Origin of the sequence: Mycolicibacterium pallens (assembly GCF_019456675.1) — a bacterium.
In the GTDB taxonomy this organism is placed as follows: domain Bacteria; phylum Actinomycetota; class Actinomycetes; order Mycobacteriales; family Mycobacteriaceae; genus Mycobacterium; species Mycobacterium crocinum.
In genome coordinates, this window is sequence record NZ_CP080333.1 from 524,598 (window position 1) to 543,147 (window position 18,550).

General features: G+C 66.2%; 17 protein-coding genes. 9 read left to right on the forward strand and 8 right to left on the reverse strand.

Going from position 1 to position 18,550, the window contains the following annotated elements:
• Position 1: 1 nt before the first annotated feature.
• Positions 2 to 1,240 (forward strand): MFS transporter, encoded by a 1,239-nt coding sequence (locus K0O64_RS02380; RefSeq protein ID WP_220045997.1) that lies wholly within the window; start codon positions 2 to 4, stop codon positions 1,238 to 1,240.
• Here the strand turns inward: K0O64_RS02380 and K0O64_RS02385 are convergent.
• Positions 1,237 to 3,291: a CocE/NonD family hydrolase gene (locus K0O64_RS02385; protein ID WP_344790629.1), complete on the reverse strand. Its 2,055-nt coding sequence runs from the start codon at positions 3,289 to 3,291 to the stop codon at positions 1,237 to 1,239. The two genes, K0O64_RS02380 and K0O64_RS02385, sit on opposite strands and share 4 nt — an antisense overlap.
• 249 nt (positions 3,292 to 3,540) lie before the next feature.
• Here K0O64_RS02385 and K0O64_RS02390 point away from each other — a divergent pair, with 249 nt between their 5' ends.
• The 4 genes from K0O64_RS02390 to K0O64_RS02405 all read left to right on the forward strand — a co-directional run bounded on the left by K0O64_RS02390 (position 3,541) and on the right by K0O64_RS02405 (position 7,381).
• Positions 3,541 to 4,713 (forward strand): lipase family protein, encoded by a 1,173-nt coding sequence (locus K0O64_RS02390; RefSeq protein ID WP_220045999.1) that lies wholly within the window; start codon positions 3,541 to 3,543, stop codon positions 4,711 to 4,713.
• Positions 4,713 to 6,074, forward strand: coding sequence for an alpha/beta hydrolase (locus K0O64_RS02395; RefSeq protein ID WP_220046000.1), 1,362 nt, complete (start codon positions 4,713 to 4,715; stop codon positions 6,072 to 6,074). Before K0O64_RS02390 ends, K0O64_RS02395 begins: the two co-directional genes overlap by 1 nt.
• An 87-nt stretch (positions 6,075 to 6,161) precedes the next feature.
• Positions 6,162 to 6,980: an alpha/beta fold hydrolase gene (locus K0O64_RS02400; RefSeq protein ID WP_220046001.1), complete on the forward strand. Its 819-nt coding sequence runs from the start codon at positions 6,162 to 6,164 to the stop codon at positions 6,978 to 6,980.
• Between the two features lie 83 nt (positions 6,981 to 7,063).
• On the forward strand, positions 7,064 to 7,381 hold the full coding sequence (locus K0O64_RS02405; RefSeq protein WP_220046002.1) for a WXG100 family type VII secretion target: 318 nt from the start codon (positions 7,064 to 7,066) through the stop codon (positions 7,379 to 7,381).
• Positions 7,382 to 7,661: 280 nt separating this feature from the next.
• Here the strand turns inward: K0O64_RS02405 and K0O64_RS02410 are convergent, their stop codons facing one another.
• From K0O64_RS02410 to K0O64_RS02420, 3 genes are all read right to left on the reverse strand, one after another.
• Positions 7,662 to 7,967 (reverse strand): hypothetical protein, encoded by a 306-nt coding sequence (locus tag K0O64_RS02410; RefSeq protein WP_220046003.1) that lies wholly within the window; start codon positions 7,965 to 7,967, stop codon positions 7,662 to 7,664.
• A 91-nt stretch (positions 7,968 to 8,058) separates the two neighbouring features.
• A complete protein-coding gene (locus tag K0O64_RS02415; RefSeq protein ID WP_225933601.1) occupies positions 8,059 to 9,519 on the reverse strand; it encodes a WXG100 family type VII secretion target in 1,461 nt (486 codons plus the stop codon).
• Between the two features lie 137 nt (positions 9,520 to 9,656).
• Positions 9,657 to 10,910, reverse strand: a complete 1,254-nt coding sequence (locus tag K0O64_RS02420; protein WP_425574755.1) for an IS30 family transposase — start codon at positions 10,908 to 10,910, stop codon at positions 9,657 to 9,659.
• 340 nt (positions 10,911 to 11,250) lie between these two features.
• Here K0O64_RS02420 and dnaK point away from each other — a divergent pair, with 340 nt between their 5' ends.
• The 4 genes from dnaK to K0O64_RS02440 are packed head-to-tail and all read left to right on the forward strand — an operon-like array spanning position 11,251 to position 15,326.
• Positions 11,251 to 13,104 carry a molecular chaperone DnaK gene (dnaK, locus tag K0O64_RS02425; RefSeq protein ID WP_220046004.1) on the forward strand — a complete coding sequence of 618 codons (1,854 nt, stop codon included), beginning with the start codon at positions 11,251 to 11,253 and terminating at the stop codon, positions 13,102 to 13,104.
• Positions 13,101 to 13,736: a nucleotide exchange factor GrpE gene (gene grpE / locus K0O64_RS02430; protein ID WP_220046005.1), complete on the forward strand. Its 636-nt coding sequence runs from the start codon at positions 13,101 to 13,103 to the stop codon at positions 13,734 to 13,736. The genes dnaK and grpE overlap by 4 nt, the downstream gene beginning before the upstream one ends.
• Before the next feature lie 34 nt (positions 13,737 to 13,770).
• Positions 13,771 to 14,949, forward strand: a complete 1,179-nt coding sequence (dnaJ, locus tag K0O64_RS02435) for a molecular chaperone DnaJ (protein ID WP_071947920.1) — start codon at positions 13,771 to 13,773, stop codon at positions 14,947 to 14,949.
• Positions 14,949 to 15,326 carry a heat shock protein transcriptional repressor HspR gene (locus tag K0O64_RS02440; RefSeq protein ID WP_220046006.1) on the forward strand — a complete coding sequence of 126 codons (378 nt, stop codon included), beginning with the start codon at positions 14,949 to 14,951 and terminating at the stop codon, positions 15,324 to 15,326. Before dnaJ ends, K0O64_RS02440 begins: the two co-directional genes overlap by 1 nt.
• Before the next feature lie 73 nt (positions 15,327 to 15,399).
• Here K0O64_RS02440 and K0O64_RS02445 read toward each other — a convergent pair whose 3' ends face one another.
• From K0O64_RS02445 to K0O64_RS02460, 4 genes are all read right to left on the reverse strand, one after another.
• Positions 15,400 to 16,302 (reverse strand): aldose 1-epimerase, encoded by a 903-nt coding sequence (locus tag K0O64_RS02445; protein WP_220046007.1) that lies wholly within the window; start codon positions 16,300 to 16,302, stop codon positions 15,400 to 15,402.
• 20 nt (positions 16,303 to 16,322) lie between these two features.
• Positions 16,323 to 16,580 (reverse strand): hypothetical protein, encoded by a 258-nt coding sequence (locus K0O64_RS02450; RefSeq protein WP_096309716.1) that lies wholly within the window; start codon positions 16,578 to 16,580, stop codon positions 16,323 to 16,325.
• A gap of 83 nt (positions 16,581 to 16,663) precedes the next feature.
• Positions 16,664 to 17,839 (reverse strand): FAD-binding oxidoreductase, encoded by a 1,176-nt coding sequence (locus K0O64_RS02455; protein WP_220046008.1) that lies wholly within the window; start codon positions 17,837 to 17,839, stop codon positions 16,664 to 16,666.
• A gap of 23 nt (positions 17,840 to 17,862) precedes the next feature.
• Complete coding sequence (locus K0O64_RS02460) at positions 17,863 to 18,531, reverse strand: GAP family protein (protein WP_220046009.1); 669 nt, start codon at positions 18,529 to 18,531, stop codon at positions 17,863 to 17,865.
• Between the last annotated feature and the right edge of the window lie 19 nt (positions 18,532 to 18,550).

Here is an 18,550-nt window from a genome sequence, read left to right on the forward strand (position 1 = left end):
TGTGAACCTGGCGACCAGGGAGACTGATTCGGCGCGTCTGGGCGGACTGCTCAGTGGCGTCCTGCTCACCCAGATCGCCAACAGCGCCGTGCATTTGGCGCAGCCGCTTCTGGTTGCCGACCTGTCCGGGTCGCTGGGCAGCGCCGCGTTCTTCTCGGCATTCGGCACCGCACTGCACATGGTGGGTACCTATCTTGGCGGCTGGCCGACCGAGCGCTTCGGGGCTCGCCGGGTATTGGTCGCCGCCACGCTCCTGCGCGGCGTGGTCCTGGCGGGCATACCCGCCGCGATGGCCATGGGATTGGCCAATCTGACCTGGGTCATGGTGTGTTACAGCGCGGAAGCGCTGATCCGCGGGTATGTCGACACCTCCGTGCACACGATTCCGCTTGAACTTGCCGGGCATCGGCCGCAGCTGCTGGACAGGATCAACTCCCGCTATGAGTTGGCCTTCGAGATCGGTGCTGTCGTGGGACCGCTCATGCTCAGCGGATTGATGATGTGGTCGGCAGAAATCGTGTCGCACATCGTCATTCCGGTCGGCTTCGCGCTCTCGGCGGCGTGCTACCTAGTGATTCCTGAGCGACCGGCCATCCCGGTCGAAGACCGCAACCACACCCACGGCGGGGCGTGGGCGGGCGTCAAGTACATCCTCAAGCACCGGTACCTGCTGATGGTGGTCGTCGGTCTGATGTTGTTCCACCTCTACGAATTACGCAAAGATCTGAGCGCATTCTTCGCCAAGGGACTGCTGCACCAACCGCACATGGCAGGCCACGTCGGATCGGCCTTCGCCCTCGGCGGGGTGGCGGGGGCACTGCTGTACACGGTCACTCAGCGCCGCGGCTCCGGGCGCGGCTGGATGTTCGCCGGTGTCGGCGGGACCGTGCTGCTTGCCGTGGGCTGGCTGCCGGTGAACCTCTGGATCATGGTGGGTGCGGTGTTCCTGTTCGGGGTCACCAACGTCTGCGCCCGGTTGGTCCTCACGCGCTGGCGGCAGGAGCTGACACCGCTGGAACACGCGGGCGGCGTGACCGCCGCCTCGGAGTTCGGCCGCACGGCGGCCTCGGTCGGGGTGGACAGCCTGGTCGGCGGGGCGTTCACCGCGGGAGCCACCGCGTACGGGTCGTTCGGGATCGTGGGCGCCGCGCTCGGCATCTTCGCCCTCGCGCAGCTGGCGCTTGCGCGAGCGCTGAAACGCTTGCCGGGCAAGGAGATACCGGCGACCAGCGACAGCTAGGCCGCGTTGACCGTGACGGTCGACGGGTCCACCGTCGGCAGCGACAGCTCGACGTTCGAGACGGTGACCGAGCCGAGCGCCCCGACCGCGCGGTACGAGGCCGACGACCCGAACACCTGAAGCGTGACCTTCTGGCCGGGCTTCAGCGTCTGGGCCACCATCTCGAGGTCGACGTCGGCGATGCGCTGAGTTCCGTCCAGCGTCACCGCGATCGGAGTGACCTGGTTGCCCAGCACCTGGCCGGTCGAGCTGTCGACGAGCTGGGCGTAGAGATGATCGCCCGAACCGGTGCCCGTATAGGTGAAGGTCAGGTGAGGAGCACCGACGACGTACGTCGTCGTGGTGACGGCCGGGGTCGAGTAGTTCAACGCGTCGATCGCCCGGGACGACCCGATGGGCAGCACTCCGAGCAGCCCGCCGGCACCCAGGAACGGCACCAGCGGCAGCGTCCGGGTGCCTGCGCTGGACAGCACGACGGGGTCGCTTGCCGTGAGGTCATAGGACGCCGACGAAAGGTGCTGACCGTGTTGATCGACCCACTCGAACTGCGGGCCGGTGGCCACTGAGGCATCACCCATGACGTAGCGGTCGAGCCACTCGAGGGTGCGCTGTTGAACCAGCACGCCGCCGGTGTTGAACAGATCGTTCGTGCACACGCCGTGCCCGCCGCAGAACCAGATCACCTTGGTGTCAACGTTGTTCATCAGCACCTGTGCGTTGGCGTCGGCCTCGGCCAGGGTGAACAGGGTGTCGACGGTGCCCTCGATCAGCAGGGTGGGCGCGGTGATCTGGCTGAGCAGATCTGTCGGGAGGCCTGGTCCGCGTTGCTCCAGCAGAGCCACATCCGCCGGTGTCAAATGTCCGGTCAGATCGCCGTAGATGGTGGCCGGAATGATCGCCGGATTCGTGCGGGCCAGTGTGAGGACCAGGACGGCCGACAGCAGCGTGCCCCAACCACTCTTGAACGACTGAGCCTTGTAGAGCGAGCTGGTCAGGCTGTTCCATGCGATCGTCGGCACGATCGCGTCGACCCGGTGATCGGTTGCGGCCGTTACCAATTGGATGCCGCCGCCATACGATGCGCCGACCATGCCCATGCGGGGATCGAGGTTGGTCGGATCACCGTCGAGCTTGACCTCCGGCTGGGTGGCGACCCAACTGATGATCGCCGACACGTCCCGTGCCTCGTAGTCCGGCGAGTCGATCTGCAGCTGGCCGCCCGAGAAGTATTCGCCGCGTGGGTCCCACGTCACGACGTTGTAGCCGGCGTTGCGCAGCGCGAGGATGCTGGGCATGCCGAGGGCGTTGGTGAGGACGCCGTCCAGCGGGGTTCCGTAGATGCTCGTCTGGCCGGGCATGCCCAATCCCGGGCCGTAGAAGATCGTCGGCGCCTGGGTGCCCTCCTGGAGTCCGGTGGCCGGCATGAAGTGGACATAAATCTGGGTGCCGTCGAACGACACGACCTTGACGTCGCGGGGCCGCGCGGCGTTGGGCGATGTGCCCGGCTGCACCGGATACCCGAACAGCGGATGAAGGATGTCGCCAACCACTGGAATCTGGTGGATGAACGCCACGATCGGGGTGAACAGGACCGGCCCGATCACCGGGATGTGCTGCAAGAAAGCCAGCGGCGCGATCTGGGTGATGGCGACGACCGACGTGGGAACGGCCGGCACGTCCGCTGTGGTTACGGTGTTCGTCGCCGCGGCCAGCGGGCGCTGAGGCGAGATGGCGGCCTGGGTCTCTCGGCGGGATGCGGCCGCGAGCACCAGCGTCACCGGGGAATCGACAGGCGCCGCAGGATCGTCGGTCACGGTGCGCGTTGCCGTTGCGGTCGCCGTCGCGCGCGGGGTTGTCACCGACTGAACGGTCGCCTTCGAGGTGGCCTTGCTGTTCGCAGCCGAGCCGGAGCCGGTGCTGACCTTCCGAGCGCTCTTGGCAACTCCGCTGTGTTGCGTCGACTGCGTTGACCCGGCAGCGCTCGTCGACGACGAATCCGAGGGGCCCGACGGCGCGGCCGAGGCCTGCCCGGCGCCGGAAACGACGGCCACCCCGATTCCCAGTGCTACCGCAAGCCCACCAATTCGACCGACAAACGCCCCTGCACCCATTCGTCTATAAGTAGCTTGAGGTGCCGGTGGTGTCTGGCGGTTCGCCCAACCTGTGACAAGTCTGACGATCTCGTCAAAAAAACTCGCGTCCGCCGATGCGGCCGAGATGGCATGCGGCGCCGTTACGATCGGGTGTCACACGAGACGAGCGCCGTTACGATCGGGTGTCACACGAGACGAGGGAGTCTGATGACGCGGCGGGGGTTGGCGTTGGTCTCTGCTGCCGTGCTGGTTCTGAGCGCCTGTGGATCCCACCCGGCCCCCGAGGCCAAACAGACAACATCGCGGGTCCTCGGTTCGGTTCCGCTGACGAACGTCGTCGACTCCCTGCGCGACGCCGCCGCATCGATGAACGTCGTCACGCACGTCTCGCGATCGGGTATCAACGACTGGGAGTCACGTCCCACCGCATCAGTCTTCGTACCCAAAGGTGCTGCGCCGCAAGGCGGTTTCCCCATCGTGGTGCTGGGCCACCACATCACCGGACTCAGTCCCGGGTGCGCTCCATCGCAGTCGGCGACGCTCGACGGTCTGGCACCGGCCGTCGAGGCCCTGCTGCGTACCGGCTATGTCGTCGCGGTGCCGGACCTCCAAGGCCTGGGCCCGCTATCCGCCGACCCGACCCCGAGTGACAAGAACCATCCGTATCTGGACTCGGCGACCGCCGGATACAACATGATCGACGCGGCACGCGCGACCCACGAGGCGGTGCCGCAAACGTCGGCGCAATGGGTGGCCGTCGGCGCCGGCGAGGGCGGTCAGGGCGCCTGGGCGGCCAACGAACTGGCCATCAACTACAGCGAGGACAACTTTAAAATCGTTGGCTCGGTGAGTATCTCGCCGATGGCCGACGTCGACGGCCTTGCCGATGCCGCGTGGGACGGCATCCTGACCGATGACCAGAAGGTTGAGCTCTCCCGCCTACTGGCCGGCCTGCACGGGGAGTATCCCGACGTGGTCAAACTCGATGATTTCCGGCGCGGTGCGGCGACTCAGCAGTGGGATGCGCTGCTCGGCTGCCAGCCCGCACCCAGCGCCCAGCAGGTCGCCGCGCAGATCCCGGCCGCCGATCTGCGGCCCGCATCCGAGGACGCGCTTGCCACGCTGCGCGGCTTCCTGAAGAAGATCACCCTGCCACAGGCCCCCGCGCAAGCCCCGATGATGGTGCTCTACGGCGACGCCGATCCGCTCACCCCTGCCGCGTGGACCGACCGGGCGCTCGACGCGGCGTGCAAGTTCGGTGACACCATCACCATTCAGAAGGAGCCGCAGGCCCAGCCGGCATCCGAGGCCCAGCTGGCCTGGATCGCGGACCGGTTCGCCGGGAAACCGGCGCCCAACGATTGTGCGGGTCGGCCCTGATGAACCTGTCGCTGATCAGTGGGCTGATACCGCTGACCCTGCAGCTATTGGCGGTCATCGCGATCGTGGTGGCGATCGGCCGGGGGCGGTCGCGGCGCTGGCTGCTGCGCTCGCTGCTACTCGCGGTCCTGGTCGGAGTGGCCCTCACCGCGGCCGTGACGCTCTACGTCAGGAACCAGGGCTGGTCGGCCGAACCCGTCTCGGTCGGCACGGTGTTCTGGACCGGCATGATCGGTTTCGCCGTCACGATCGTGATCGCCGGCTGGAGCGGCAGTGCCTGGTGGCGACGGCTAATGTCGGTGCTGTCCGTGCTGATGGCGGTGGTGTGTGCGTTGGCCGCCGTCAACACCGCCACGGGATATCTGCCGACGGTGCGCGCGGCCTGGCTTCGCGCGACCGGCACGCAACCGGCGCAGTGGATCGACGAGAGTCAGCTCGCCGCGCTGCGCGCCACGGGCGAGGTCCCGACCCGCGGCACCGTGGTGCGCGTGATGACACCGTCCGATGTCTCGGGTTTCGTGCACCGGACCGAGTTGGTGTACCTGCCACCGGCCTGGTTCGCCAGTAACCCGCCACCGCCGTTGCCCGCGGTGATCGTGCTGGGCGGCGAGTTCGGCCACCCCGACGACTGGCTGGTGTCCACCAGCGCACTGCAGAGCCTGGATAACTTCGCGGCATTGCATCACGGCAATGCGCCGGTGTTCGTGTTCCCGGACATCGCGGGCCGGTTCAACAACGACACCGAGTGCGTCGACGGCACGCGCGGTAACGCCGCCATGCACCTGACCAAAGAGGTTGTGCCGTATACGATCTCGCGGTTCGGTGTGAGTCCGAAGCAGGACGGTTGGGGGCTGCTCGGCTGGTCGTCGGGTGGTGCCTGCGCGCTGCTCACCGCGGTCCGCAATCCCGACATGTTCCGCGCGTTCGTCTGGCTCGACGGCACTCTCGGCCCGAACGCGGGAACCCAGGAGCAGACCGTCGCACGGCTTTTCGGCGGTGACCAAGACGCCTGGGCGGCGTTCGACCCCAAGACGGTGATCACCCGGCACGGGCCGTACGACAACCTGTCGGCGTGGCTCGGCGTCGCCGAGGACACCCCGACCGTGCACCGTAAGGCCAGCACCACGCCGCCGTCGGACGATGCGCTGGCCGGGTGGGACAACTTCTCCGAAACCCATGCGCCCAATGCCAACAAGCTGTGCGCGCTGCTGTCCGGCCACAACATCGAATGCTCGGTGGTGGGCTATCCGGGCGGGCACCACTTCAGCCCCGCGGGCAACGGCTTCGCGGCGGCGCTGCCCTGGCTGGCCGGCGTGCTGGGCACGCCCGACGTCAAAGTGCGAGCCCTGCCGGGGGCGTGAGGGAGCTAGGGCTCGCGGCCCGGCACCGGATGGCGCAAGCTATCAAGCGGTCGGGTCACTTTTGAGCGAGGACCAAGGGGAGTTGCCATGCCCACCATCACCACGTCGGACGGCGTTGAGATCTTCTATAAGGACTGGGGGTCCGGTCAACCGATCGTCTTCAGTCACGGCTGGCCCCTGACCGCCGACGACTGGGACGCCCAGATGACGTTCTTCCTGCAGCATGGCTACCGCGTGATTGCGCACGACCGACGCGGACACGGTCGCTCCGACCAGGTGGGTTTCGGCAACGATATGGCTCATTGGGTCGCGGACCTCGCTGCGCTCACCGAGCATCTTGGGCTGCGCGACGCCGTTCACATCGGGCACTCCACCGGAGGTGGCGAAGTCGCCCGCTATGTCTCCCGCTACCAGGACAGGGTGGCCAAAGCGGTGTTGGTGGCCTCGCTGACGCCGAACATGGTTCAGAGTGAGCAGAACCCGGGTGGTCAACCGCGCGAATGGTTCGAGGCGGTCCAGGCGGGAGTTCGGGGTAATCGATCCCAGTTCTATCGGGATGTACCCGAGGGGCCCTTCTACGGATTCAACCGCCCAGGTGCGGAGCCGTCCGAGGCGGTCATCGCCAACTGGTGGCGGCAAGGCATGGCAGGTAGCGCCCAGGCTCACTACGAGACCGTCAACTCCTGGCTAGAGGACTACAGCGACGATCTGCGGAACATCACCGTTCCCGTGCTGGTGATGCACGGCGACGACGACCAGATCGTGCCGTATGCGAGCTCGGTGCCTCGCGCGGTCGACCTGCTGGCGAATGGCTCGCTAAAGACCTACCCCGGCTATCCGCACGGCATGCTGACCACCCACGCGGACGTTTTGAATCCGGACCTGCTGGCATTCGTCAGGTCGTGACCTCTGCGTTCGCGTCGACACCGACTATCGCCGGTGGTGCCGCCAACCTAGAATCTGATGACCGATCCAGGGAGGGTATCGCCGTGGCCGACAAGCTGAAGGTTGACGTCGACGGCCTTTTCCGTGGGGGATCAGATATCGGCGAGCAGGCCTCAATCCTGTCGGGTTCGCATGTGCAGTCCATGGTGGGGCTCAGTGACTCTGAGTCCGGATGGGTGGGCTCGTCCGCCGACGCGTTGGTACGTATGGCCGACACGTGGCAGCGGGTTGCCGATAAGCACCACACCGCTCTGACTGAGCAGGCGGCACATGTCGTCGACGCAGGCAAGGGCTTTCGCGCCATGGATGAGCACGGCGCGACTGAGCTCGGACAGCTCGACGACCGAGCCGACGGCGTCTAACTGAGCAAGAGGATCGGCACGAATACGGCTTCGAACGCCACAACCCCCAGGCATGCATAGATCGCACCTCGCGCGACGTGCCAGTGATTCGTGAACGGAAGCACCGCGGACGCGCCTGCGACCGCAGCAGGAAACAGCGGAGCCAGCGGCCATAAGAACCCGAATGTCAAAATGACCGACGCGAAGCCCAAGAAAAGCCCAATGAGTAACGCCAACGGGTGCTGCTCCTCAATGCCTGGTTTGCTGTCGGGTGCTTGCGACGGTGTAGCCATGGGCGGCGTCAGCCTCTCCACGAGATCGCGTGGGTCAAGAGTCCGGGTAGCGAAACGGCGAGTACTGGCGTCAGGCCGGTAAGCGGAGCCAGTATCAAGCCCATACCGAAAGCACGGTGGCGTGGGGTGGCACCGCGGCGGTAGATGAAAGTCCCTGCCGACACGACGATCACCCCGGAAACACAGATCGCGATGACGGCTGCCGCTGATGCCTTCGAGGCCAGGATGGCGCCTGCGGCCAGCCCCCAGAACACCCCACCGAGAAGCGCGCCGAGCAATGTGGCTCTCCGCCAGTCCACGACCGGATGTGCCATGTCACCCCCTCCAAAATCCTGCCGACGATGAGTGAAGTTGTCTCCACTCCGGATCGACTGTAGGACTTGCCATTTTCGACGCTCCTCGGTCTCAACGCGGGGGAAGGAATTCGTCACCCTGAAATGGGGTGAACGTTCGTACGACCGGCACCTCACCGGCTGGCGGTCCAAAGGGAGTGAAGTTGCCCGGTGGCACGATCGACATTGGTGGCGTGACCGGCACGGCTTGCGGCCCGTGCACTGATCCAGGTTGTGCCGGCTCGAACTGCGGAACGACGCTGTTGAAGCTGGTGATGATGGTCGAGTCGCCCACGTCTTTGTGTGGAAGCAAACCCACCATCGGGCCCGAAGCGTCGTCGGTAAAGCTTGGCCACGACTGCAACAACGGGGTTGTAGCTCCGTTCCGGTCGCTGTAGATCTCAAGCGCCGGAAAGGAAGTGACATTGCCACCCACTCGTGGCCCGTCAGCACTTGGGCTGATGGCCAGTGTGCCGTTGACGCTGAATGGGATGGCTTTCGCCGGCACCTCGCCACCGGGAGAGAAGGGATCGGCGGCGTTGTAGCGCAGCAGTACAGCACCGTTTGACTGTTGGACTGCCGAGATGTCGGGGGTGCCAGCCCTTACTTCTCCGGTGTCAGCATTTACTGACGGATTCTGACGGGCGACGATGATCCCGTTTTCGAAGTCGGTGTAGATGGCGACACGCGACTCTTCGGGGCCCACGGAGGGAGAGAATCCGCGGTCGTCGCCCACATTGTTGTCGTAGGGCAGGAGGTGACCATTGTCGAAGGGCGGGAGTTCAACCGACGGCGCCCACACGTCCTTGCTTGGTATGAACAAGTTCGTCCGCACGACACCTTGTCCAGGCACTGGCTTGATGCGGGCGACGACGATGTTCGCATCAACGCCTTTGTTTTTCGGGTCGTAGCTGTGCGGATCGAGAGCGGCCGCAGTCGTCCAATCACTCCCGCTGACGGGATCACGCCCGAATATCCTTCGGAATGCCTCGGTTTGGTTGCGCCGCTGAACGGCGTCGGGCGCCAACGGTGCTTCAGCGCTGTCACCGTCGGCCATCTCCCCTGCCGCGTGGTCAAGTGCGGTGGCGAGGTGCTGATCTGTGGAGTCGGCCCGCCGCAACAAGTCGACAATCGCATCGTGCACAAGCTGCATATGCCGCTCGTTCTCAGCCTGTTGCGCAGGTTCGGCCGAGTGAAAGCACTCGAGCGAACTGGTGGCTACGTCAATGGTGATGCCCCACCGGTCGGCCATCCGCTGGATGCGGTTCCACTCGGACTTGATGGACTCCACTTCGGTGGCCGCGGACGTGACTTCGCGTGCGGCACGGTCGCATTCGTCGGCGTGCTGAAGGAGGCTGCTGCTGATAACTTGGGCTTTGGCCATAGCCGCTTCGTGGGAGGCGCCCGCCCACTCGAGCTTCGCAATTATGGCGTTCTGGTCGTGCGCGACATCTCGAAAGTGGTTCGCTCGATTGGTCGTCGTGGTGGCGACTCCGCGAACCGCCCCCGGATCCCACCTGTCCAGGTCGGCCAACGAGATCCCCACAGCTGGCAAACCTACTGGCGTTTGGGTATGGCCGGTACTCACTACAGGCTGACGGGGTGCGGGCACACCTGACGCCGTTCAAGCCGCCGAGAGTGAGGGTTGCTGTCGACGAATCGCAGGCGGATTCAAGGTGCTAGTGCAACAGCGGGTGGATCGGACGGCTTGGACAGTAGTTCGTCGAGTGCTCGGGCGGGTGTTTTCCAGCCGAGGGTCTTGCGTGGGCGGTTGTTGAGTTTGGCGGCGACGTAGTCGAGATAGTCCTCGGGGAACACCGACAGGTCGGTTCCTTTAGGGAACCATTGGCGCAGAAGACCATTGGTGTTCTCATTCGTGCCGCGCTGCCACGGGGAGTGCGGGTCGCAGAAGTAGATCTCCAAATCGAGCGCCTCGGCGATCTGTGCATGATTGGACATCTCCTTGCCCTGATCCCAGGTCAAGGTCTGGCGCAGCAGCGCCGGCAACTGCGACATCTTGGCCACGATCGCGTTCTGCACCGCTTCGGCGGTGTGATTCTCGGGCAGGTGCAACAGCAGCGCATATCGGGTCGATCGCTCCACCACAGTGCCGATCGCCGACCCAGACTCCGTGCTGCCCAAGATCAGATCGCCCTCCCAATGCCCAGGTAGCGCCCGGTCGAGGACTTCGGCGGGACGCTGGCTGATGTTGACCATGCCCGGGATGCGTCCGCGGCGTTCCCCGGGGCGGCGCCGGGGATGACGCAATGCCCGGCCGGTGCGCAGGCACAGGTGGAGTTCGCGACGTAAATTCCCTTTACCCTGCACATATATCGACTGGTAGATCGTCTCGTGAGACACGCGCATCTCCAGGTCGTCGGGAAACTCCGCCACCAGCCGCTGGGCGATCTGCTCGGGGCTGAGAAAGTCCTTGAGCCAAGTTTGCACGTGATCGTGCAGGCGCTGGTTGGCGGCCAGCTTGCGCGGGTGCCGACGGCGGGCGTTGCGTTGCGCGCGCCCCTGAGCGGCGCTGGCGAAATAGTGCGGCCGTCGCAACGGCCCGCCCCGCCAGGGTGCACCGAACCGGAACTGCGGACGGTACTTGTTGCGACCATCGGAGCTGTTGCGTTTGATTTCGCGGCTGATCGTCGAGGCCGACCGATCCAACCGCTCGGCGATGGAGCGAATCGGCTCCTGGGCGGCAACCCCCAACGCGATCTGTTCCCGCTCAAGGAAACTCAGCCGTGTATATCGCCGGGCCACACCAGAAACAATCTTCGGCTTCACCCCGCCAGCGTTACCGAACCACTGCCTACCAGTGGTCGGTGGCACGCCGGCGGCTATCGCGGCCTCATCGACTGAATCACCCAAGCGGACACGAGCCCAGAACAAACGAACCGTCGAAGGCGGATGACCAGGACGCACCAAAAAACCCCTCAGCTAGGAGCTGTTGCACTAGACCCTTGAACCCAAGGCACTCCCACCGACGAAAGGTCACACGCTCGGCGACCTTCGCCCCCCCGCATCTGGCGGGTGTGCGGTTTCATCCGTAACGCGCCGCTCGCGGCGTATCAACCCGCACACTCGCGGGCGTCGCTCTCGTGTGCAGAACACCCTGGGAACAAATCCGGAACACCCGCCGTTGACCCGTTCGACAACTTGAGTGAAACCGACTCAACTCTGGCTTGACAGGCGCCCGGCAAGAGAGGCAGTCTTGAGCCTGGTTCGCTCAGACCCAAAGACGTAACTATCAGGAGGATTCAACATGGCTCGTGCGGTCGGCATCGACCTCGGGACCACCAACTCCGTCGTGGCGGTACTGGAGGGTGGCGACCCGGTCGTCGTCGCCAACTCCGAAGGGTCCCGCACCACGCCGTCGGTGGTCGCTTTCGCGCGCAACGGCGAAGTGCTGGTAGGCCAGCCCGCCAAGAACCAGGCAGTGACCAACGTGGACCGGACCATCCGTTCGGTGAAGCGGCACATGGGCACCGACTGGTCCGTCGAGATCGACGGCAAGGACTACACCGCGCAGGAGATCAGCGCTCGCGTGCTGATGAAGCTGAAGCGGGACGCCGAAAGCTACCTCGGCGAGGACATCACCGACGCGGTCATCACCGTGCCCGCGTACTTCAACGACGCCCAGCGTCAGGCCACCAAGGAAGCCGGCCAGATCGCCGGCCTCAACGTGCTGCGCATCGTCAACGAACCGACTGCTGCGGCGCTGGCCTACGGCCTGGACAAGGGCAGCAAGGAACAGACCATCCTGGTCTTCGACCTCGGTGGCGGCACGTTCGACGTCTCGCTGCTGGAGATCGGCGACGGCGTCGTCGAGGTCCGCGCGACCTCCGGTGACAACCACCTCGGCGGCGACGACTGGGATGACCGGATCGTCGAATGGCTGGTCGACAAGTTCAAGGGCACCAGCGGCATCGACCTGACCAAGGACAAGATGGCCATGCAGCGGCTTCGTGAAGCCGCCGAGAAGGCCAAGATCGAGCTGAGCTCCAGTGGCAGCACCTCGATCAACCTGCCCTACATCACCGTCGACGCCGACAAGAACCCGCTGTTCCTCGACGAGCAGCTGACCCGCTCGGAGTTCCAGAAGATCACCCAAGATCTGCTCGACCGCACGCGTCAGCCGTTCCAGCAGGTCATCAAGGACGCCGGCATCTCGGTGTCCGACATCGACCACGTGGTCCTGGTGGGTGGTTCCACCCGCATGCCCGCGGTGACCGACCTGGTCAAGGAGCTCACCGGTGGCAAGGAGCCCAACAAGGGCGTCAACCCGGACGAGGTTGTGGCCGTCGGTGCCGCGCTGCAGGCCGGTGTGCTCAAGGGCGAGGTCAAGGACGTCCTGCTGCTCGATGTCACCCCGCTGTCGCTGGGTATCGAGACCAAGGGTGGCGTGATGACCAAGCTGATCGAGCGCAACACCACGATCCCGACCAAGCGGTCGGAGACCTTCACCACGGCCGACGACAACCAGCCGTCGGTGCAGATCCAGGTCTATCAGGGTGAGCGCGAGATCGCGGCGCACAACAAGCTGCTCGGCAGCTTCGAGCTGACCGGTATCCCGCCGGCTCCGCGCGGCGTGCCCCAGATCGAGGTGACCTTCGACATCGATGCCAACGGCATCGTCCACGTCACCGCGAAGGACAAGGGCACCGGCAAGGAGAACACGATCAAGATCCAGGAAGGCTCCGGCCTGTCCAAGGAAGAGATCGACCGGATGATCAAGGATGCCGAAGCGCACGCCGAGGAAGACCGCAAGCGTCGCGAAGAGGCCGACGTCCGCAACCAGGCCGAGTCGCTGGTCTACCAGACGGAGAAGTTCGTCTCCGAGCAGCGCGAAGCCGAAGGCGGATCGAAGGTTCCGGAAGACACCTTGACCAAGGTCGACGCCGCGATCACCGAAGCCAAGACCGCGCTGGCCGGTACCGACATCGGTGCGATCAAGTCCGCCATGGAGAAGCTGGGCCAGGAGAGCCAGGCTCTCGGCCAGGCCATCTACGAGGCCACGCAGGCTGACCAGGCTGCCGGCGGCTCGGACGGCTCGTCGTCCAACGACGACGTCGTCGACGCCGAGGTCGTGGATGACGAGGATCAGGAGCGCAAGTGAGTGAAGGTCAGGAAGAACCGGTAACTGTCACCGACAAGCGCCGAATCGACCCCCTGACCGGAGAAGTTCGCGAGTCCTCCGGCCCGGCCCCCAGTGGGTCGGCGCCGGGGGAGTTCGCGGGCGAAACGCCGGAGGAGTCGGACAAGGCCGCTGAACTGCTCGGTGACCTGCAACGAGTGCAGGCCGATTTCGCCAACTACCGCAAGCGCGCGCTGCGCGATCAGCAAGTGGCCGGCGAGCGCGCCAAGGCCGCTGTGGTGAGCCAGCTACTGCCCATCCTCGACGACCTCGACCGGGCCCGCAGCCACGGCGATCTCGAGACCAGTCCGCTGAAGTCGGTCGCCGACAAGCTGACGGCGGCACTGGCCGGGCTGGGCCTGACGGCCTTCGGCGCCGAAGGTGACGAGTTCGACCCGTCGCTGCACGAAGCCGTGCAGCACGAGGGCGAGGGCTCCAAGCCGGTGCTGGGCACGGTGATGCGGCAGGGCTACAAGCTCGGCGAGCAGGTGCTGCGGCACGCGCTCGTCGGGGTGGTCGACACCGTGGAGGACGGTCCCGCCGGACAAGCCCAGAATGCCGACACGCCCGTCAACGGCGAGCAGAGCGGCGCGCAGAACGCAGAATCGAATTAACAACATGACACACGGTGAGAGGAGGTGACGCGGCATGGTTCAACGCGAATGGGTTGAGAAGGATTTCTACAAGGTGCTCGGCGTCTCCTCCGACGCCAGCGAGGACGAGATCAAGCGGGTGGCCCGCAAGCTGCTCGCCGAGAATCACCCCGACCGCAACCCGGACAACAAGGCGGCCGACGAGCGCTACAAAGAGGTCGGCGAGGCCAGGGACGTCCTGACCGATCCGGCCAAGCGCAAGGAGTACGACGAGACCCGGCGGATGTTCGCCGGCGGCGGCTTCCGGCGCGGCAACGGCGGCGGTGGGTTCGGCGGGTTCAGTGGCTACGGCGCCGACGGCGGCGAGTTCAATCTGAACGACCTGTTCGACACCGCCGGCCAGACCGGCGGCACGAACATCGGCGACCTGTTCGGTGGCCTGTTCGGGCGCGGCGCACAGCCACGGCCCAGCCGACCGCGGCGCGGGAAGGACCTCGAGACCGAAACCGATCTCGACTTCCTGGAGGCGACCAAGGGTGTCGCCATGCCGCTGCGGCTGACCAGTCCGGCGCCATGCACGAATTGCCATGGCAGCGGCGCACGTCCGGGCACCAGCCCGAAGGTGTGTCCGTCCTGCAACGGCTCCGGGGTGATCAACCGCAACCAGGGTGCATTCGGGTTCTCCGAGCCGTGCACCGACTGCCGGGGCAGCGGCTCGATCATCGAGCACCCCTGCGACGAGTGCCACGGCACCGGGGTCACCACCCGGACCCGCACGATCAACGTCCGGATCCCGCCGGGCGTCGAGGACGGTCAGCGCATCCGGCTGGCCGGTCAGGGTGAAGCCGGGCTGCGCGGTGCGCCGTCGGGCGATCTGTATGTCACCGTGCACGTGCGGCCCGACAAGGTGTTCGGCCGCGACGGTGACGATCTGACCGTGTCGGTCCCGGTGAGCTTCACCGAACTGGCTTTGGGGACAACGCTTTCCGTGCCCACTTTGGAAGGCAAGGTCGGAGTGCGGGTGCCGAAGGGCACCGCCGACGGCCGGATCCTGCGGGTGCGTGGACGCGGCGTACCCAAGCGCGACGGCGGCCACGGAGACCTGCTGGTCACGGTCAAGGTCGCGGTGCCGCCCAACCTCGAGGGTGAGGCGCTGGAGGCACTGGAGGCCTACGCGGCCGCCGAGCGGTCCAGCGGGTTCGACCCGCGTGCCGGATGGGCGGGTAACCGCTGATGGCCACAGGCGAGCCTCGGGAAAGCCGGACGTTTCTGATCTCGGTGGCCGCCGAGCTGGCCGGTATGCATGCGCAGACGCTACGCACCTACGACCGGCTCGGGCTGGTCAGCCCCCGGCGCAGTTCCGGTGGCGGACGGCGTTACTCGGAACGCGACGTCGAGCTGCTGCGTGAGGTGCAGCGGCTGTCGCAGGACGAGGGCGTCAACCTCGCGGGGATCAAGCGGATCATCGAGCTGACCAATCAGGTCGAGGCTCTGCAGTCTCGCGTCGAGGAGATGATGAGCGAGCTGGAGTCGTTGCGCGCCAACCAGCGTCGTGATCTGGCAGTGGTGCCGAAGAGCACGGCGCTGGTGGTCTGGAAGCCGCGCCGCTAGCTGATCTGGTCTCGAGCGTCACACCTGAGTGACGCTCGGCGCCCAACGTGACGCTGGGGTGACGCTCGGCGAATCAGAGCGCGCGGATGGTGAACACCGAAACGGCGGGCCGTCCCGGCACCGCGGTGCTGTAGGCGCCTGTGCTCAGCGCATTGGTCGGCGCGGCCATCGGTTCCAGCCCGACGACATCGTCATTGCCCGGCGCGAAAATCTGCGCGGCCGGGAATCCCTGATCGAAGACCACCTCGATGCGGCGCTCGCCGCCGGCGAGGGCGAACACCGCGCCCGGCGGCACCCCGTCGTATCCGTCGTCAAATGTCCTGTCGCCCAGCATCTCCGAGTACGCCGGCCAGTCCACCACCTCCCCGGTGGGGATGCCTCGGTCGTCCACCGGCAGATGGTGCAGCGGCGGTGTCTGCAGAGTCCACTCCGATCGCGGCACCCCGGGAATGGTCAGGTAGGGGTGAAAGCCGTAACAGAGCGGCACCGCCGCCGAGGTTGTGGCGGTCACCGTGGTCTCCACCGTCAGTGCGCGATCAGCCAGCGTGATGTCGAGGGTGACCACATGCGGGAACGGAAAGCTGGCCAGCAACGCCGGCTGGCTTCCGTAGTCCAGGTCGGCGATCAGCTGGTTCTCGGACTGCTCGGTGACCACCCAGCCCGCATACGCCGCGAGCACACCGTGGATCGGCAGGCCGTGCGGATCGGTACGCACACCGCCCACCCCGGGCGTCAACGTCACCGCACCACCGTCGACCTCATAGGTGTTGGCGCTCAAGCGATTAGCCCACGGATACAGAATCGGGATGCCGAGGGTCTTACCGTCGCTCAGATAGGCCTGCAGGCCGCGGCGCTGACCCAGCAGCTCCACGCCGTCGTCCGACAGCGAGGTGCACACCATGCCCGCCGACGGCACGTAGGTCGCCGTCAACGGTGACGAGGGATCACGCAGGAGGACGGACGGCAGCTCGGCCATCGTCCGATCCTATCGACGCGCTACCGGCTGGGCGGGGTCAGAACGCCGTCGCGGCGGGCTCGCCCGAAATTCGCCATCACCCGATCCACGACGATGGCGTACGCGGCGCCGCTGTTGAGGATGTCGTCGCGATCTTCATGACGGAGGTAGGTGTCCAGCCGCCGTTCCAACGGCCAGTCCCAATAAGTCAGCCCGGTGTAGGGCGAGCAGAGAAATCCCCAAGCAATGGTGTCGAGTTCGCGGGCATCGGTTTCGTCGGCGGAACCGGCAAGCGTCATCGCAACCCCTCACTGCCATCCCCGCCCCTCAGCCATCATCGCCCCTGACTCGGCAGATAGGAAGGGGTAAATATTGCGGCGGGTCAGCCCAGCGGATCGTGCTGAATGCGTTCGGCCGGTGCTCCCTTGGCGAGCAACGCGTCGCGGGTGGCGCGGACCATCGCAGGACCGCCGCAGATGAGGATCTGCCGATCGCCCCAACCGCCGTACTTGGTGACCACCTCGGGCAGCCGCCCGGTCTGGCGCACATGCAGTCCGCGTGGCGGCTGGACGTCGGGATAGTCGGCCGCCCAGGGCGGATCGCTGGAGTACTCCGACACCGGCGACACCGACAGCCATGGGCTGGAGGCGGCGATCTCCCACAAAGTCCGCAGGTCGTACAGCTCGCAGGGATAGCGCGCCCCGAAGAACAGGTGCACCCGCGGGTTCTCGCCGAAGCGGCACAGGTCCATGATCAGCGCGCGCAGCGGCGCCAGGCCGGTGCTGCCGGCCACCATCAGCACATCGCCGCCGTCGCGGTTTACCTCCATCGCACCGTGCGGGCTGGACAGCCGCCACCGATCACCCGGCCGGGTCTCGGCGACGATCGAATTGCTGACCATGCCGCCGACCACCGAGCGGACGTGGAACTCGATGAAGCCGTCGGGGTCCGGCGGCATGGCGGGGGACAGGAACCGCCAGCGTCGCGGCCACTGCGGCACCTGGACGTTGACGTACTGCCCCGGGTGATACGGCATCGGCCGATCCAGGTGCAGACGGACGACGGCGATGTCGCGCGACACCCGGTGGTGTTCGAGCACGGTGGCGTCCCACCACGCCGGGCCGTCTTCGGCGTCGGCCGCTCCGGCCATGATGCCGGTGATCAGATTGATGGCCTGGACGGCGGCGTCGTCGACGGCCGGTGACCACTTGTCGCTCAGCCGGCTGCGCATCGCCGAGTACCACGCCTGCCGCATGCTGTCGTAATGCCGTTGTGTGACACCGTATTTGCGGTGATCGCGGCCGAGTTGCGCGAGGAAGGCCACCGGCGCCTGGGCGCGCTGCGCGACGAACTCGCCGAACACCCAGTGCATGGCCTGACCGAAGGCGGCGCGCTGCGGCGCCAGCTCGGGTGGGAACAGGTCGCGCACTTCGCTGTCCAGGGCGAACCACCGGGTGTAGAAGCCGTGCAGTAGCTCATCGGCCGCGGAGTGCGGCACCTCGGAGTTCTCGAACGCAGCCCGCAGCACCGCAAGCGCATCACGATCCTCCAGACCCACGGCCGCGAGTGTAGGCGCGCGGACTATAGACCGTGAATGCCCTTGTACAACACCATGACGCCGATGACGATCAGGATCACGGCCACCAGTGTCGCGTGCTGGGCCTCCATCCAGTCCTTCAGTTTGGTCAGCGGTTCGTCGAGCCGTTCTCCGGCCACCAGGTAGGCCAGCACGGGCAGTGCCACCGAAGACGCCGCGACGGCGGTGAACACCGCGTCGGCGGTCCAGGCCCCGGTGGCACCGAGCCCCGCCGAGCCGATCGCCAAACCGGCTGCGGCACACATGAACAGGACCTTGGGGTTGACGACCACCAGGACGATCGCGGTGACGAAGGCGCGGGGCGGGCGGATGCTCGTCATCGACGTCAGCCATTTGGGCGTGTGCTCCGAGCGCTTGCGGGTGAACCACCGGTAGAGCCCGAACGCGATCAGTGCCGCGCCGATCACGATGCGGACGTAGGGCGCCCATGTCGGTTGCTTGTTGAGACCACCGAGGGCATTGGACACCAGCACGAACGCCGCGGTCAGACCGCCGATGCCCAGCACCCAGCCGGTCAGGAAGGCCAAGCTCGTGGGCCGGGGCGCGGGCGTGTGCAGCATCAGGATGCCGGGGATGATCGTCAGCGGCGACAGCGTGATGACCAGCGCGAGGGGGATCAGTTCGGTCAGCTCCGAACCCAGACCGGTCGTCACAGGTACCTCCTGGCGGTAG